The following is a 16,721-nucleotide window of genomic DNA, read 5'->3' as shown; positions in this document are numbered from 1 at the left end:
AGCGGCGCTCACCATCGCGTCACTCCTGATGTGGATTTGACCCTTTGAAGACAGGTCCTAGGGCGCTTCTTCCGGATCTTGGTTCGGGTGGACTTCCCGCGCTACTGCCCGCACATATATTGGCGAGATGGACGAAGCGGAGGCGAGCGGTCAGGTGTGGAGGGACGAGGTCCGAGCGCGTCCGACAGCTGAGCAGGATCGGGATGCCCTTGCCCGGCTTGTCGAGGTGGACGCGGACTCCTTCGAGATTGAGCTGTACGAGCGCGCGGTAGATCCTCAGGTTCTTTCAATCGATCGCGCCCAGAGGTCGCATGTGGGCAGCACGCCAGGCATGTGCGGCGACTTCGAGAGCGTCAGCAGCGCCAAAGAAGTTGAGTAGCTTTCGGATCATCTGATCGTTGGTCTGGGTGTGTCGTTGACTGACGCCCAGTGGGCGAGGATCGAGCCGTTGCTGCCGGACCGGACGCCGAAGCGGGGTGGCCGGTGGCGTGATCACCGGCAGGTGATCGACGCGATCGCGTTCAAGTACCGCACCGGAACCCCGTGGATGGACCTGCCCGAGCACTTCGGGTCGTGGAAGGGCGCCCACAACCGCCTGCGGAAGTGGGCAGTCGACGGCACCTGGGAGAAAGTCTTCACCGCCCTGCTCGCCCAAGCCGACGCCGAAGGCGACCTCGAGTGGGTCGTCGCGGTTGACTCCACCATCGCCCGAGCCCACCAGCACGCCGCCGGGGCACGTCAAAAGGGGCCCCGGCCGGCGAGCCGGACGACCATGCCCTCGGACGCTCCCGCGGCGGGCTGACCACCAAGATCCATCTTGCCGCGGACAGTCGCTGCCGCCCACTCGCCTTCGTCCTCACGCCCGGCCAGGCCGGTGACGCACCTGCATTCCCCGAGGTCATGGCCCGTTTACGGGTGCCCCGGCAGATCGGCCGGCCCAGGACCACGCCGGACGTGGTCCTGGCCGACAATGCCTACTCATCGCGCGCGATCCGGACACATCTTCGTCGGCGCGGAATCCGAGCGGTGATCCCGCAGCCCTCCGACCAGGTCGCCCACCGCAAACGACTCGGCAGGCTGGGAGGCCGTCCGCCGGCCTTTGACCGCGACGCCTACAAGCGGCGCAACACGGTCGAGCGCTGCATCAACAAGCTGAAGCAATGGCGCGGCCTGGCCACCCGCTACGACAAGACCGCCACCAGCTACCTCGCAGGACTCCGCCTCGCAGCCATCTTCATCTGGTCGGACAGATGATCCGAAAGAAACGGCCTAGCTCCGGCTTGAACAGGCACAGCGCCCCTTCGTGCCCGCGTCGTGCTCGGCTATCTGCGAGCCGGGCGCGAGCTGGGTTCGGTCGAGCTCGCGGCTCAGGGCCGAATCGGACTTTCCTCCGGTGTGCTCAACGAGGAGTGGTATCGGCCGGGGGCCCTGCTCCCAGAAGCGCGAGGAGCCCGGGGAATCTCTTCTCGATGTCCGCGCGTCGTAGTCGGATGCCCTTGCGGTTGCCGTAGTCGATCTCGTCAATGAGACCTGCCTCGCGCAGGACCCGGAAGTGGTGGGTCTGGGTCTGCTTCGAGATCGGAAGATCGAACGAGTTGCAGCCCCGCTCGCTGTCGCTGCGGTCGGTGGCCAACTGGGTCATCACCGAACGACGGTGCTCGTCGGCGAGGGCACGAAACACCGCACCCAGATCGAGCGCATCGACCTCCGGGCCGTCCAGGTTCCTCCCGGTCACGCGGCACCTCCTTCAAGTACGACTTGCATCGTACCTGAAGGGCGTGCTTCCCTAAGGTACGAAGTTTTTCGTACATGGGTCGGGTTGCACCGCCCCATGCCGCCGTTCCCTCAGCCCCGGCCCGGCACTCGCCGGGGACCTGGTCATCGACACTCCGAGAGGTCATCGTCATGAAGAAGCCCGAGGTGCTGATAGTCGGTGCCGGAATCGCAGGGCCCGCACTCGCGTACTGGCTCTCCCGGAATGGATACCGGCCGACGGTCGTCGAACATGCCCGGCAGCTGCGCTCCGGTGGTAGCGCGATCGTCGTGAAAGGGCCCGCGATCCCGGTCGCCGAGCGCATGGGCATCCTCCCGCAGCTCCGCGAGCTCGCCACCCGCAATCGGTCGCTGACCCTGCTCGACCCCGGCGGCAGGCGAATCCTGCAACTCCCGCTCACCTCGGACAAGGCGCCGACGGTCGAGGTGACCCGAGCCGACCTGTCCGAGGTGCTCCACCGGTCAGCGCAGACCGGGGCCGAGTTCTTGTTCGACGACACGGTCACCGCTCTCGACCAGGATGAAGGCGGGGTGGACGTCACCTTCCGGCGGTCCGCGCCACGGCGCTTCGACTTGGTGGTCGGTGCCGACGGGATGCACTCCACCGTACGGCGCCTGGTATTCGGCCCCGAGCGGCAGTTCGCGAGCGACCTGGGCCTGTACGGCGCGACCGTCCCGCTGGAACCCGACGCCATCGAGGACCCGACCGAGATGACGATGCTGACCGTGCCGAACCGGATGCTGGTCGTCCATCCCTCGCGGACCACCCCGCTCGCGATCTTCACCTTCCGGGCCGCACAGCCGGCGCCCCACGACCGGAAGAACATCGCCCTTCACAAGCAGACCGTGGCCGACGCCTACGCCGACGTGCGGTGGCGGGCGCCGGAACTCGTGGCAGCCTTCCTCGACCACCCGGCTCCGTTCTTCGACCCCTTGACCACCGTCAGAGTGCCCTCGTGGTCCCGCGGACGGGTCGTACTGCTCGGGGACGCGGCGGCGGCGACGGCCCTGCTGGGTGACGGGTCCAGCATGGCGATGGCGGGCGCGTACGCCCTCGCAGAAGAGCTCGCCGCCCACCCCGGTGATCACGACCGCGCCTTCGCCGCCTACGAGTCGCGGCTTCGCCGTGAGGTAGGCCCGCGGCAGCGACGCGTCGGTCTGCTCTCCAGGCTCATGGTGCCCCGCACCCGGCCGGGCCTCGCGGTGCGCAACGCGCTGGGCCGCGCGGTCGGTCGCACGAACCGGATCGCCTCTCGCGAAGCCGCGAACCGGTAGACCGGGTCCGCACCGACCGACCGGTCACCGGTCGGTGCGCAGCTCCGTGGTAGCTCTCAGCCGGGTCGGCGCCGCCATGTCCGACGAGCCCGGATCGGAGTGGCAGGTCATCGCCGATGCGGCAGGTCGACTGCTGTGGGCCTCACCCACCGTTCCCGGCGCTCGCCACGGCATGGGGACTGCCGGTGACTACGCCCCCTCGACGCGGAGGTGAAGTGCTGGGCGGACAAGGCAAATCAAGGCGGCGACGGCATCATCCCGGTGCCCTTCCGCAGCCTGCGTCTCAAGCTGCGGCAACGTCGGCATAACAGCACCCACGCCAGGATCCGCTGCCTCGGCGAACAAGCCATGGCCGCCCTGAAGGGTTGGTGCCTCCCGCGGAAACTCCGCTGTAGCACCAACCGGATCACCGTCATCGTGAAAACCATCCCCGCCCTTCGTCACGCCTCAACCTGAGGTTCGAAAAGCTCACGGACAGAGACTTGTGGACTGCTCGCGGGGAACTCGTGGCGGTCGAATACACCAGTGCACCAGCATGAGGCCTCGAACCCGCCTCACTCAAAGCCGTCGAGGAACCACTCACGCGTGGGTTCCTGCGACTCCCCGGCCAGAAATCAGCGAACCCGCCTGCTTCCCCGGGAGTCATGGTCGATCCGGGCGAGACCACCCCGGCCGCACTCGTCCGCGAACTCCGTGAGGTCATGTAAGTAACTTCTGTGTCCCACGGGAAAGTGTCTCGTCTGCGGTGTAGATGTTGGCAACGTCTTGGGTCAGGCGCTGATCACAGGAGGACGCCCCCTTGAGGTCGATCACCCCAAAGTCTCCTGCCGCACATCCGGCATGCGCCGGGCCGAACCTCGGGGAGGCGGTCCACGTCCTCCGCGAACAGCCCTCCGCGCGGGGCGGGCGCATCCAGTCGGGCAGTGCGTCATGGCTTCGCCGTAGCGGTGCGTCGGGTCCGGAAGGCGGCGCGCGGCGGGGCTGTCCTACTCGGCCGGCAGACGGAGCATCGGTTCGAAGGCCGCGTCCTCCTCGCCCTCGACCGAAGGGAGGAAGCCGTCCGGGACGGTGCGGGCGGCCGTGGTGAGGAGGCGGGCCAGGACCTCGGACTCGGTGGGCGGAGGGCGGCGAGGAGGCGGTCGCGGACCTCGGGGTGGTCCGGGTTGTCCTCAAGGTAGTCGGCGTTGAGCGCGGGGGGACGGAAGCCGGCCAGGGCGTCGTGCCAGGAGGGGAGGACGATGGCCAGGGTCAGGGCCTCGGCGAGGGACTCCGCGATGAGGGAGGCCTGGCCCTCAGAGTCGGTGTAGAGGACGGGGCGGACGCGGTCGGAGTCGGCCGGGCCGCAGAGGTAGTGGGTGCCTCCCGCGTTGCAGCCGGCCACGGGCTCCACCGGGAGACCGGCCGGAAGGGCGATCGACTCGATGGGGTCGGTCCGCGTGAGGTCGAACTCGCCGTCGCAGGCGAGGTACGCCTCGATTTTGGGCTCGGCGGCGATCCGGCGGAGCAGGGCCTCGTCGGAGAGGGCGGCCAGGTTGAGACCGCGGGCGGCGTACGTAGCCTCTCGCCCCATCCGCAACCCCACCCGCCCTGCAGGCATCGAGCACCTCCACCAAATCACCCGCACCACAACCGAACACTCCGAGAATCCACCGATAAGCGCGCAGTACAGATGAAAACGACCTCTTAGAGAGTGTTTAGGCCTCTCTTGATGCAGTTTCAGGTGCTATGCGGCTCGGCTTGGATGAGATGGGTGCTTCTCGAGGTCCCGGTGGTGCTGGTGGGGTGCTGATGCCGTGGTCTCGCCCGCACTCCTCCTGTTTCATCCCAGGACGCGACGTCGTGCACCGTTCGTGACATTAAGCGGGTGGCTAGTTGGTGCAGTGGGTGGGGTGTGGGCTGGGGTATTGATGGTTGGTTGAGAACTGGTGATGGAGGGAGCTCGGGGGGTGTGGTCTGGGTTTGTGCCAGTTTTTGTGAGTGGTTTGGTGGGTGTTGAAGGGAGCGTCTGGGTCTAATGGCCCGGGCGTTTTTTGCTGCTGGATGGCGTTTTTGCTGGTCAGGTGGTTGTGGGTGGGTGGTGGGGTGGGTTAGCGGGTGGGGCGTTGTTGTTGTTCGGTGTGGTGGTCGAGGGTGATCGCGTCGAGGGTGGCGCGGGTGATTTTTTCGGTGCCGTCGTGGATGGCGGTGATGGCTGCTTGGCGGATGAGGCGGGTGAGGGCGCCGATGCGGCCTGCGGTGCGCTGGTGGAGGTAGGTGGTGAGGCGGGGAAGGGTGCCGGGGCGGTGGGCGTGTAGGTCGAGGGCGTTTTCGATGCCGGTGACCAGGTCGCGGAAGGGGTGGTTCTGGCCGTGGCGGGCGGGCAGGGGGCCGGCGTGGATGAGGGTGGCTCTGGCGGCGAGTTGGGCGCCGCGGATTCCGCTGAACAGGGGTGTGGTGGTGACGTCGATGCCGGCGTAGACGAACGTTGCGTGGATGCGTTCGGTGAGGTCTTTGAGGAGGTCGGCGGCTTCGGCGCCGTTGGTGGTGCGGGGGTTGAGGCGGTGGATCTCGTCGATGAGGACCAAACGGACTCCTGCCTTGTTGTAGGTGTGGCAGACGGCGTCGGTGATCTGGGTGGTGGTCATGCGGGTGCTGGTGGGGATGCCGAGGTAGCGGGCGAACTCTGCGGTGAGGTTTTTGGCGCTGGCGCCGGGTGGGACCAGGACGTACGCGACGGGGGCCTGCACATGGCCGGGCCCGGGTGGTGCGGGGGTCTGGCGGGTGTGGGCGAGGTGGCAGGCGCGTCCGACGTGGAGGAGAGCGGTGGTCTTCCCGGCGGCCGGGGGGCCGGTGACGATCAGGGAGGGGCGGGCAGTGTGCTGCTGGTGGCGGCCCAGGACCATCAGGGTGCGGACCTGGGTGGCCAGGGTGTCGATGGCCGGGGTGCGCAGGGTGACGAACGCGGAGTGATAGGCCAGGCGCTGCTCGGGGCTGCGGGGCGGGCCGCCGGGCCCGGGCGGGGCCGGGGGAGGGGTGGTGGCGAAGTGCTGCCAGCCCTGCCAGGTTGTCACCGGCCACGGCTGGTCGGCTGGGCTGTCGCCGGCGGCTTCCCCCACGCTGTTCGTGCCGTTGGTGTCCGTGTGGATGCCGGCGGTCGGCGCCGGGGCGCGGTTCACCATTTCAGGGCCTCCGCGGCCGCGTCGTAGAGGCCGTAGCCGGTGCGCGTGGCAGGGCCGGCGTGGCTGTCATCGTTGATGGTGTCCTCGTCGGGGGTGTCGTCGAAGTCGTCCAGGCTGTCGTCTTGCGCCTGGTGGCCGGCCCGGCGTGTGCCGGGTTCCGGCTGAAGGTGGTCGTGCTCGCCGAGCTGCGTCGGTACGGGGGCCCGGGTAGGGGTGGCCCGGGTGAGCAGACGCTGTTCCTGCGCGGTCGCGGTCTGGTTGCGGGCGCGGCGCATGAGCTGGTCGAGGGCGTCGGCGAGGTCGGCTTCGTGGGTATCGGAATCGTGGCCGGTGGAGTGGGTGACCGTGGTGCGGATGTGGTTCCAGGTGTGTTCGTTGAACGGGTGGTGGGTGTGGTCGCGGTGGATCCAGGGGATCTCGGCGAGTTGCCCGTCGGGGAGGCGGATCCAGATCTGCCGCAGGTCGTGGGGGTTGATGTGGGTTTCCCATTTCCCGCCGCGGGCGGCGACGGGGGAGAGCTGACCGCGGTAGGGGGCCAGGAGGTCGTGGTCGTAGGTGCGGTGGTGGATGCGGATACCGCGTTCGGTGACGGCCTGCCAACGCAACGGGAGCAGTTCGAGGTAGTCGTGGCCGGTCAGGGGGACGGGGACGTGGCCGGCGACGCAGACCAGCGCGGCCCACATCTGGTTGGGGGTGAGGGCGGCCCGGGGCAGGACGGGGTGGCGCAGCCCTTCGTGGGGGCGCATGTGCCAGTGGACGAGCCATTCGTCGAGGAGGTCCTGGAGCGCCGGCACGGTGTGGCAGGTGTCTTGTTCGATGTCGCGGCCGCGGCGGGTGACGTCGGAGCCGGTGTAGCCGGGCAGGTGCTGGCAGAACAGGGTGTTGATCGATCCGAAGGTGCGCTCGACGATGCCTTTGGCGGTGGGGGCGTGGGGCGGGGCGGGCTGCACGCTGATCCCGAGGGTCTGGCACGCGGCGGTGAACGCTTGCGAGAGGTAGATCTTCCCGCGGTCGACGACGACGGTCTCGGGGATGACGACGGGGCGGGCCGCCGCACCGGCGAGGCGTTCGTCCAGGGTGAGCAGCCGCTGGTGGGCGGGCAGAGGGGTGTGGGCGAAGCGCAGGGCGTCGGGCCAGGTCGGCCGTGCGGGGTGAGGGACGGCCATCTCGGCGAGCAGCAGGGCCGCGTCCACGGTTTTGGTCGCGCTCGGGCACAGCACGGCGGCCAGGATGGCGCGGGTGGCGACGTCGACGGCGATGGTCAGCTCGGGGCGGGCCAAGCGCCCGTCGTCGAAGAGGGCCAGGACATCCAGGCGGGTGGTATCGATCTGGACCTGCTCGCCCGGCCGCAGCGCCGTGGCAGGGGTGAAGGCCCGCCCCTCGACACTCGCGGGCACCTGCCGCACCGGACCACTGGGCAGTTCACCGGGGCGGGCGAGCGTGGTGACGAGCTGGTAGAGCGTGGCCTGGGACGGCACGGGTACCGTGCCGGGGCCGTGCTGATCTTCGATGATCTGGTTGATGAGCGGGAACAGGCCGTTGATGGTGCCTTTGGAGCGCCCGCGCCGGCGGCGCAGCGCTTCACGGACGGCGGCGACGACCCGTTCGTCGGACCGCCCGGTGGGGCTGGAGGCACGAGTGGTGCGGTGGTCCAGGAGTCCCCACAGTCCCTGTTTGCGATAAGCGAGCCGCATGCGCTGCACCGTGGTGCGCGACACCCGGCCGAAGCCGAGCGCGGTCAGCTCCTCGGCCTTGGCCTGCTCACGTTCGGCCAGCGTGTGCCGCTCTGGGTCGTACTGCTCCCGCACTGCTCCAGTGCTGCCGGGCCCGTCGGGAAGGCCGGATTCGACTTCCCGTACGTGCCGCTGCCAGGCCAGTGCCTTCTCACGTGCCGCGGCGGGGCGGTCTCGAACAGCCCCCACTGCGGGGCCGCCTGCGGTACATCGGCTCCGATGACGCTGAAGCCGGGATCGGCGAACAGGTACCCGGCGAGCACCGCCTCGCCGCCGCCGCCGTCCGGGCCGACGAGGTGAATGGTCTGCCCGGACAGGGCGACCACCTGCCACTTCACACCGCGGAAGCGGACCTGCGCCCCGACCTTCACCGATGGCCGGGCGTTGCGCCGCGCGGTCACCGCGCCCCTCCCACCGCGCCCGGGCCCGGGCGACTCCTGCCCGCGGGACCGACCAGGACGCGTTCGTGCAGCGGTGCCTCCATGGCTGCCGTCACCCGCCCGTGCCACAGGGCGTGGAAGACCACCGGCAGGACCTCGATCGGGTCACCGGCCGCTTCGACGCCCTCGATCAGCGGCCGCGGCCGCGCGAACGCCTCCACCACCACAGGCATCAGGCCGGGGCGGCCGGCGTTACGGGGATGGCGGTAGCCGGCCAGCCACTTCAGATTGGCGGCCCGGACGTCGTCGAGCGGCTCAAGACGCCGGTAGGCCCAGCCGATCTCCTCACACGCCGCGCTCACCGCCTCGGCGGCCTTCACCGCCCGGTCGCCGCCGGCCTCCATATGGCTGGGGCAGTCGGCCAGCAGACCCGTGCCGTCGCGGTACCGGGCGAACAGCTGCGGCACCCAGGAACGCACCCGGCCCCGCTCCTCCCGCCACAACACACGTACCGGACGCCCCGCGAGCCCGGTCACATCGGGGTCGCGGTCCAGGACCATCAGCTGGGTGCGCATCGCGTTCGAACCCGCGGCCACGTGCCGCCCGGTGGTCGCCGACCACCACAGACCCGGCCCCCAGCGGCGCCCCGGAATCACCGGGAACGCCGACACCACAGGCAACTCCTCGAACGCCACGGTCATGGCGGCATCCGCCCACCGCTGCTGAACCGACTGCCCCACCGGATCGAGGAACACCGCCTCGAACCCACTGCGACGATCCACGGCCACTCGCCTCGCCCGGCCCCTGTGAGTTCTCATTCTCGCTGTAGTAGAGAAAGGTCTCTGACCTGCGATGCGGCAGGTGGCTGAGAGGTGTCTTGGGCAGTTCTTTCGTGTCGTAATGGTGTTTGACCTGCGCTGCAGCAAGTTGGATGAAGACCCCGCAGATGTATTGAGAATCCTGGGGTCCAGCTGAGGATTCTTCGCCGCTCGCGCGGGAGGCAGCTGGCCCCGTCCTGCCTGGGCGGGGAGCAGCTCGCAGACCACCGGTGAGTGCCTTCGCTGGGTGAAGTCGGGAATTGGCTCAGTCCTGCCTGCGGCGTTGGCCGTACTGGAGCGTGCCCAGGGCTCGGGGATAGAGGTGGGGGGCGATCACCGGCCCGGCGACGCCTTCGCTTACGGAGCGCACAACTTCCTGATCTTGACCTTCAGGGGACCTCAGGTAACGGGAGACGTCCGCACATTCGGCTGGAGGAGTTCCGACGCTCCACCCGCTATCGGTCCGTGTGCTGTGAATCAGCCCGGATCCGCGGAGATCGAGTCGAGTGCGAGATCCCGTGCCCCGGCCCTGGGGCTCTGGAGCCAGTGCGTGAGCCAGTACGCCAGCTCGGCCACGGGGAGTAGTTCCTCGGACCACGGCGCGCGGTCGTTGTCCCAGACGGTCAGCTCCGCGTCGATGTCCGGGGCAGCACCGCAAGCGGCCCTTCGGCCCGGCCGGGAACGCGTCGCGATGGCCAGCTCACCTGACCGTGCGACCGTTTCTGATCGCTGGGGCCCCTGTATCTGCTGGCCGTAGCCGGTCGGCCACGCCAATGACGTCATGAGACGAGGCACTGTTCACCAAGTTCGGCGGGCGTCGAAAGTGAGATCTTCTCTGCGGGCTGAGTCGATCTGTCCGTTTGCGTAGTCCTGCAGTGCGGCGTACAGCCGCTCCTCCGGAGAGCCGGCGCGCAGCGTCGCCCGGACTTCCGTGGCGCGCTGCAGGATCTCAAGATCTTTCGGGTACGGTTCGCCCGGGGATGTCGATTTTGATCCGTTTGTCACGGAGCTCATCAGCCTGCCGCTGACCTTGCGGTACAGCTCCTCCGAGAGCTGAACGGCGGCGCTCAGCACCTCGGCCACGAACTGGGGCTCCTCCCAGAGGAGTCCGCGATGTGCGCCGCTCAGCAGTGGCGCAACAGCGTCTATTCGCTGGTGCTCACCCGACCTGAATACCTCCAGCAGCACGTCACGTGCGGCGCTGTCGTACACGTTGCCGGCGACGGTCGCGAAGAGCTTGGTGCCGTATAGCTCGCGCCGCCAGGGGTGCTCACGCTCTTCTTCGAACCATCGTGTCAGCCTCCGCAATAGCTCGACGCGGCGCGGGCTGTTCGTGAAGGGGGATCGGGCATGCCAGGCGAAGGGCAGTGGATCGAAGCCCGGCTTGGGATCCTGCTCCCACGACTCCAGCCGGGCCAGCAGCAGGTCCAACGCCTCGTCTTCGTAACTTTCCGACAGGGCCGCGATGGCCGACTTGACTCGATGGTCATCGATCGTCCGTGTCTTGGCCAACTCCGCCAGACACCATTTCCGTTGCTCCGGGGTGAACTCGGACCACGACAGGCCGGCCGGGCCGATGAATGCCCAGCAGAAGTCCGCCGCGCCTCGCGCCAGACCGGAGAACGGGACTGAGCAGATAAGCGCGATGGCGTCTTCGCGTGAAGCCGCATTGCGGATCATCGAGACGGCCAGGCGCAAGACATCCGTGCCCATGGCGCTGTCGGCACGGGTGGCCAGCTGACGGGCAATCGCGAGTTCGTGTGGATGCAGTACGTCCCCTGCCGCCAGCCGTGCCGCGCTGGCCCGGAGCACGGCGCGGACCGGTGCGGCGCGACTGGCGTCCGCGAGTTCCGCCGCCATCTGCCAGGCGACGTCGGGCTCGTCCTTCCATAGGGCTTTCAACGCCGGCGGAAGGACGAGCTCCGCTGTGATGTCGCTGCACTCCAGGGCCCCACGGATGATTGCCGCCGCACGTGTAGGTCGTTCCGAGGCCATGCCGGCGATGAGGGCCGTGCATCCTGGCGGAGCCTCGGCGAACATCTGCATCCCTTGCTCCAGCAGGTCGCGCAAGACGTCCCAGGCCGTGGCGTCGTCCCAAGCTGTGGCCTGGGAGGATGCCTCTGCCAGCCGACGGCTCCAGTTGTTTTCGGTCGCTTCATAGTCGTAGTCCTCGCCTACCGACCATTCGTGGCAGTCGCTGTGCAGCAGCACGGCAAGCCGGTGCGGAAGCGAGTCGGGCAGGGCTTCCAGCACGACGCGCGCTGCGGCCGCGGCATCCGGAGAGCCGTACGCCACATGCCAGTGGACCGACCGCCGCACGGCCAGCGCCACCAACGGCCCGGGCCGGACTTCACGTGTGCGCGCGGCCAACGCCTCCAGGGCGGGCACCAGCCAGTCTGCGAACTGCCCGACCTGGCCGCTGAGAGCCTCCGCGAAACTTCGTGCCGCCACGCCCGCCCTCATACGGTCCGGCGAGCCGTACGCCTCGAGCAGTACCCGGTACGCCCGGTCGCGCACCGGCGCCACACGCTCAGCCAGCAGCGGCAGACGCGAGATGGTGAGTGTCCGGCCGTCGAACTCGTGGCCCTCCGCCACGGGCTCGAAGATCCGGTCCAGCAGGGCGAATGGCATTCGGTCGGCGGGGCGCACGGGGCCTTGCTGCGCCCATCGGGCGACCGCTTCGACCACCGCTTCCTGGTAGAGCAAGGGCTTGTCGGGGGAGTAGGAGGCGAGGTCGCTCAATAGCCCCAGTGCCGACTGGGAGGACGAGCGGAGGGGACGCATGTCGTGCTGTCCGAGTTTCCACAGCAGGTCGAGGGCCTCACCGAGATGCTCGGGGTCCCGCGCAACCGCAGCCAGCACCGGAGGAACGTCGTCCAGCAGGCGAGGCGCATCGGCCGGGCCGGCCTCCACCTCTGGACGCAGGAGGCCGAGGACGCGGCGTGGCTGGAACGGGGCGATGTTGCGTATGACTTTCAGGAGCTGGCTGCGGGTCGAGGCATCGCCGTCGGTGTACTCCTGTTCGATGGTGTGCCACAGCGGCTCGAAGGGGGACCGGCCGGTCGGCCTGTGCCGGCTCCACTGCCAGTCCACTCGGCCAGCGTTGACCAGTGCGTTTGTCAGCGGTTCTCCGTCGGTCTCGGCCAGGACGCGCTCGAGAAAGCCGGTGGAGGCGCCGGTGTCCGGATTGATGGCGGCCTCGGCCAGCAGCACATCGCCCAGGAGATCAGGAAGGATCCGGTGCGAGGCACCCCTGCGTGCCAGCACTCCGCTGCTCACCAGCCGGCGCAGCTGGACCTGAAGGACGCTGTCAGGGGTGCCGAGCAGTGCCGCCATGGACTTGACGAAGCGCGGGACATCCGTGCGCACGGGCTGCAGAGCCGCGACGGTGTGCAACACGGCTCGGTCCTGGTCGCGCGTCGCCGGGTCCGTCAGGGCCGTTTCGATGAACGCTTCCACTACCTCCCGGTGCAGGCGGGCATCGCTCTCCATCCGCTGGGGATCGAGCCTGCCGCGTACGATCTCCAGCGCGCTGAACACCAGTAGGAACGGTGAATCACCCACGGTCGCGGCAAGCCGGCGAGCCAGGTGCCGCTTTGCCTCGCCGAGCGCTTGTTCTGCGAGGCGGGAGGCATCTCGCGTCGAGAGTTCGCCGAGTTCCCACGTGGAAACCCGCGCGTCGTCCACCCGCAACTGCCTGAACGTCCCCCTGAGTACTGTCGTGCCGGACGGTCGGGTGGAGACGACCAGGACGGCCCCGGGCCGTTCACGGCGGAGTGCCCGGATGATCGCCGCCAACTCGTCGGGACGTTGGTGGGCGTCCTCGATGATGACGAGCAGACTGTCGTGTTGAGGCAATTGCTCAACAGCATGCTGATGTACGCCCTCGGTGGCGAGCAGCACTTGCACGACGCCTTCAGAGCGGCGGGCGAACTCTGCCGCGAGCGTCTGCAGCACACGGCTCTTGCCGCCGCCCGCCGCGCCCACGAGGACACCGATCCTGCCCTCGGTGTCGTCATCAGCCAAGGCGAAGGAGAGCAGTTGTTCGACGAGATCGGATCGTCCGACCAGGTCCCAATGATGGCTGAAGTATGCGGCAGCCTGCGGATCGTTGAACGCTTCCTGCGGTGTGAGCCACGGATTAGGCGCGCTGGGATCCGCGTGAAAGTGCTGATTAACCGTCAAATTACCGTTCTGTACTGCGTTTGCCGTGCCGCCGTGCGTCGCTGAGTTCGTCTGAACAGAAGCGTGAGTGCCAGAGCCCGTAGCGTCAGGAGACGTACGGCCTGGCCCGCTCTTCATGTCCATCGTGCGTCTTTCTTCTCGGCTACGTCAGAAACTGCGGCGCGGGGTACGGAAGCTGGCGAGCAGGCGGGCGGCGAGCTCCTCGGCGACGCTGTCGCTCTTGGCGTTGAGCTCCTTCATGGTGAGCGATTCGTCCGGGTGGACTCGCAAGAGGTCGTGTCTCATCGGGAACTGGGCCGTGCTGCGGGGCAAGCGGCTCATGGTGTCTTCGCTGACCATGGTGGCTGGATCGATACCGATACCCAGGGCGACGGACAGCGGGTCGGGCAGTGGCAACCTGAGGAGGAGAGCTAGTAGCCGGGTGATCTGCTGGGGCAGCTCAACCGGGTCGAGTACGGCTCCCATGTCGTCGTGGGGGAGCGGCTGCCATGCGGAGCGTTGTCCTGTGCGCAGGACTGCCAGTCCGGTAGTGCCTTGGCCGCCTGCTGTGGTCACCAGAGCGTGCTGGTCGTCGGCAGCTGTATCGAGTAGCTCGGAGAGAGTGAAGAAGCCGTCTTCCCGGCCGGTGCGGATGAGTTGGTCACCGAGCTGGGCCAGTCTACGTACCTCAATGCGGCTGCCGGAAGGGACCGGGACGAGATGGATCTCCAGGGCGGCCGCACTCGTGCCGAAGGGTGAGTTGTGGCCCGTTCTGCGCCAGTTCACCTCGACGGCATCGGCCATCGGCTCCCACTGGGGGCCCGAGCCGTCGGCCGTTGGCTGCTTACCTCCGTTGTGGGGGGTGCGCGCGGTGCCGACCTCTGCGGAACTAGCGGCGGGATAGGCGTTGGAGGCCGAGGTCGAGGGTGTGAGCGCCGTGATCACGGTGATGGCGGCTGCGGCGGCGTGAGCGGCTGCCTGGGGCTGGCTTCCTCCCGCGTCCGCCGTGTGCTTGAGGCCGTCGGCCTTGTCGCTGATGCCGCGGATGGTGAGGGCCTGTAGCTGGTCGGCGAGGTGTGCCGCACGGGCGGAGCCGGCGCTCTCCATCTCGATCGCCACCGCGTCGTTGTACGTGTGGTGGAGTTGGGCTGAGAGCGCACTGTCGGCGGAGTTGAGTACGACGTCGCCGGAGGCGATGGGCTTGAGGTGCACGGCAGGCGGGCGCGGTGGTCGCTGGCTGCGGATGTGCGAGGTCCACTCGTCGGACCGCAGGGCATGACGGGCGGCCTGTTCAAGCCGGTGGGAGGCGTCCCACGCGTTTGGGCGGGCCAGGAACTGGGTGGGATCCTGCTTGCCGCCCTGATAGGCGTAAATCTTGGTCGCAACCACGACGTCACCGAGCTCGACGCCGTTCTTGAGACCTCCGGCGACTCCGACGAAGAACAGGGCGGCCGGCTTCAGCCATGAGTTGATCCGCTCGGTGAGGGCGGCGGCATTCGTGTTGCCCTCACCGAGCTCGGCGATCGCCACCCGCCAGGGCGTGCCCGGCAGCGAGCCCTCCTCGATCCGGGTCCCCGTCTCGTGCTCGGAGCTCTCCAGGTTGGTCAGGTGCACGCGCACCGCCTCGTACTCCAGAGGAAGTGCGGTCAGGACCACCACACGGGGGCTGTTCGGTTGGATCAAGGCAGATTCCTTATCGCTGTCGGTGAGGGCGCCTGGCGGCGGCCGTAGATCGCGCTTCACGGCTGAGCATCGCATCAGGGCAATGCCTGTGGCCGGGGCCTGAGAGCCTGGGCGAGGTTGGTGCCTGGGTGGGTCATTCGTCCAGTCGTTGCAGTGCTGGGGCACCCGGGTGTTGTGCGAGTGCGAGGCCGTCGACCACCGCCCGATAGTGGGGGTGGGCAGAAGCGGTCACCTCAGCGCGGAGGTCCTGCAGCCATTCGGCAAGCAAGAACCCCGCCGAGTCGACCGCTCCGTTGCTGCTGACGCAGAGTTGCCGGACCCACCGCATACCCGGCTCGATCTGTTCATGGATCGGTTGTGCCTTGAGGAACCCGACGAGATTGTCGATGGCGAATCTCTCTGTGCCCGCGGAGGTGGTCCAGCTGTCGATCAGGTCACGCAAAGGGTCCAACGTCAGCCACGTGCGCCGGGCCTTGGCCAGCGTGCTGTCCACATGCAAGTCCGCGCCGGACGGCGTGGGGTTGGGGACCAGCTCTCCCATCAGCCGCTCCTGGTGTCCGAAGCGGTCAACCTGCTCGGTAGGCAGTGGGCGGGTCAGAACCGATTCCATGATGTGAGGCCAGACAACGCCGAGAGTTTTCGCCAGCTCGGGACGGTAAGTGGCGGCAATCTTCAGGCCGTGCAGGAGATGGCTGAGCGCTGCGGGGGACACCGTGAGTGTGTCCACGAAGCCGGTCATCACCGTCGGCTCTTCGGCACCGCTACGAAGGAGCGCTTCCGCCACCGCACCATGCTCTTCCGAGTGCCGGTGGTATCCACCGTCGCCCCAGACGCAGGCCGCGCGCGCATAGGCGTCCAGAACCGGGGCTCGTACTGACCGGGCCTGGGCCGTCCTGCAATGCTGCAGGCGGGCGGCCTCAAGGATCGCAGGCAGCGCCGTGCCCAGGACGGGGAGCGACAACTCCTCGCCGGTCAGCTGATCCAGCGCCGCCGCAGGCGGGCGCAAGGACTCTGCGCGAGACGCAAGGAGGCTGTTGGCGTCCTTCACCACGAGACGGAGGCCGACCTCCACGGCCTCCCACGCCACGGCATGGTGACATGAGCGCACTGTGGCCGAGCACGGGGCGGACCACAATGGACGCAGCCCTTCGGCGGCGTAGGCCCGCACCTCATGGACCGGGTGCACGCTACACCGCAGGACAGCTTCACGGATACGCCCGACACGCTCACTGCCAAGAGGGCCCCTGGCCAACAACGCGACCGTCGGCAGAAGGCTGCGTGGTAGTGCGAGGGCCGCCTGACGGCTGCCCTCCCAAGGCTGGATCGTGTCAGACACATCCGCATCGAGATGCGCAGGGCAGTCGAGGACGGCCTCCGTCAGAAGATCGACCGACCAGCAGAGCTCCTCGACCGCCACCGGGGTTCCATTCGCCGCCGCGCACACGGCGGCCGCAGCAACCGCATACACGCCGCCGAGCCTCTGTGTGCTGCCATCCGCGTGGTCGAGAAGGCTCCGTGCCGTCTGGAGGTCGCTCGCCAACTGGCTGGGTTCTGTCAGCGCCGGCGGACCGATGCGGCCGGGAAGATCCTGGTGCAGCGCATATCGGTTGAGCAACTCATACTGAGCTTGTTCCGCTTTGACGGACACCATTGGTGTGGTGGTCAGGCTGCGAGTGCGGTCTCGTACTCGGCGGGGCTGACGTAGCCGAGGCTGCTGTGCAGTCGGTGCAAGTTGTA

12 protein-coding genes and 1 pseudogene are annotated in these 16,721 nt (G+C 68.3%); 3 read left to right on the top strand and 10 right to left on the bottom strand.

Annotated features, from left to right (window positions below; all coding sequences use genetic code 11):
* The first annotated feature begins 127 nt into the window (after positions 1-127).
* The gene (locus ABZ371_RS15835; protein WP_358679109.1) at positions 128-379 is read left to right on the top strand and encodes a hypothetical protein; all 252 of its coding nucleotides are present in this window, start codon (positions 128-130) and stop codon (positions 377-379) included.
* Positions 380-394: 15 nt separating this feature from the next.
* Positions 395-1,254: pseudogene (locus tag ABZ371_RS15830) on the top strand (IS5 family transposase).
* Positions 1,255-1,399: 145 nt separating this feature from the next.
* Here ABZ371_RS15830 and ABZ371_RS15825 read toward each other — a convergent pair.
* Positions 1,400-1,735 (bottom strand): winged helix-turn-helix domain-containing protein, encoded by a 336-nt coding sequence (locus tag ABZ371_RS15825; protein ID WP_358679107.1) that lies wholly within the window; start codon positions 1,733-1,735, stop codon positions 1,400-1,402.
* A gap of 170 nt (positions 1,736-1,905) precedes the next feature.
* Here ABZ371_RS15825 and ABZ371_RS15820 point away from each other — a divergent pair, with 170 nt between their 5' ends.
* Complete coding sequence (locus ABZ371_RS15820; protein ID WP_358679105.1) at positions 1,906-3,048, top strand: FAD-dependent monooxygenase; 1,143 nt, start codon at positions 1,906-1,908, stop codon at positions 3,046-3,048.
* A gap of 928 nt (positions 3,049-3,976) precedes the next feature.
* On the opposite strand, the gene ABZ371_RS15815 is transcribed toward ABZ371_RS15820, so the two are convergent.
* From ABZ371_RS15815 to ABZ371_RS15775, 9 genes are all read right to left on the bottom strand, one after another.
* Positions 3,977-4,618, bottom strand: a complete 642-nt coding sequence (locus ABZ371_RS15815; protein WP_358679103.1) for a hypothetical protein — start codon at positions 4,616-4,618, stop codon at positions 3,977-3,979.
* Positions 4,619-5,135: 517 nt separating this feature from the next.
* Positions 5,136-6,098: a TniB family NTP-binding protein gene (locus ABZ371_RS15810; RefSeq protein ID WP_358679112.1), complete on the bottom strand. Its 963-nt coding sequence runs from the start codon at positions 6,096-6,098 to the stop codon at positions 5,136-5,138.
* Between the two features lie 101 nt (positions 6,099-6,199).
* Positions 6,200-8,014, bottom strand: a complete 1,815-nt coding sequence (locus ABZ371_RS15805) for a Mu transposase C-terminal domain-containing protein (RefSeq protein ID WP_358679100.1) — start codon at positions 8,012-8,014, stop codon at positions 6,200-6,202.
* Positions 7,945-8,340 (bottom strand): hypothetical protein, encoded by a 396-nt coding sequence (locus tag ABZ371_RS15800; protein WP_358679095.1) that lies wholly within the window; start codon positions 8,338-8,340, stop codon positions 7,945-7,947. The genes ABZ371_RS15805 and ABZ371_RS15800 overlap by 70 nt, the downstream gene beginning before the upstream one ends.
* Entirely contained in the window at positions 8,337-9,101 is a 765-nt protein-coding gene (locus tag ABZ371_RS15795; protein WP_358679092.1) for a TnsA-like heteromeric transposase endonuclease subunit, read from the bottom strand. The genes ABZ371_RS15800 and ABZ371_RS15795 overlap by 4 nt, the downstream gene beginning before the upstream one ends.
* Before the next feature lie 513 nt (positions 9,102-9,614).
* On the bottom strand, positions 9,615-9,920 hold the full coding sequence (locus ABZ371_RS15790; RefSeq protein ID WP_358679089.1) for a hypothetical protein: 306 nt from the start codon (positions 9,918-9,920) through the stop codon (positions 9,615-9,617).
* 15 nt (positions 9,921-9,935) lie between these two features.
* Positions 9,936-13,322 carry a hypothetical protein gene (locus ABZ371_RS15785; protein ID WP_358679087.1) on the bottom strand — a complete coding sequence of 1,129 codons (3,387 nt, stop codon included), beginning with the start codon at positions 13,320-13,322 and terminating at the stop codon, positions 9,936-9,938.
* Between the two features lie 147 nt (positions 13,323-13,469).
* Positions 13,470-14,984, bottom strand: a complete 1,515-nt coding sequence (locus ABZ371_RS15780) for a 5'-methylthioadenosine/S-adenosylhomocysteine nucleosidase (protein ID WP_358679084.1) — start codon at positions 14,982-14,984, stop codon at positions 13,470-13,472.
* A 133-nt stretch (positions 14,985-15,117) separates the two neighbouring features.
* On the bottom strand, positions 15,118-16,635 hold the full coding sequence (locus ABZ371_RS15775; RefSeq protein WP_358679081.1) for a hypothetical protein: 1,518 nt from the start codon (positions 16,633-16,635) through the stop codon (positions 15,118-15,120).
* Positions 16,636-16,721: the final 86 nt, after the last annotated feature.

Source organism: Streptomyces sp. NPDC005899, assembly GCF_040629645.1.
GTDB lineage: Bacteria > Actinomycetota > Actinomycetes > Streptomycetales > Streptomycetaceae > Streptomyces.
The sequence above is the reverse complement of the archived record's forward strand: the minus strand, read 5'-3'. Positions and strand labels throughout refer to the sequence as shown.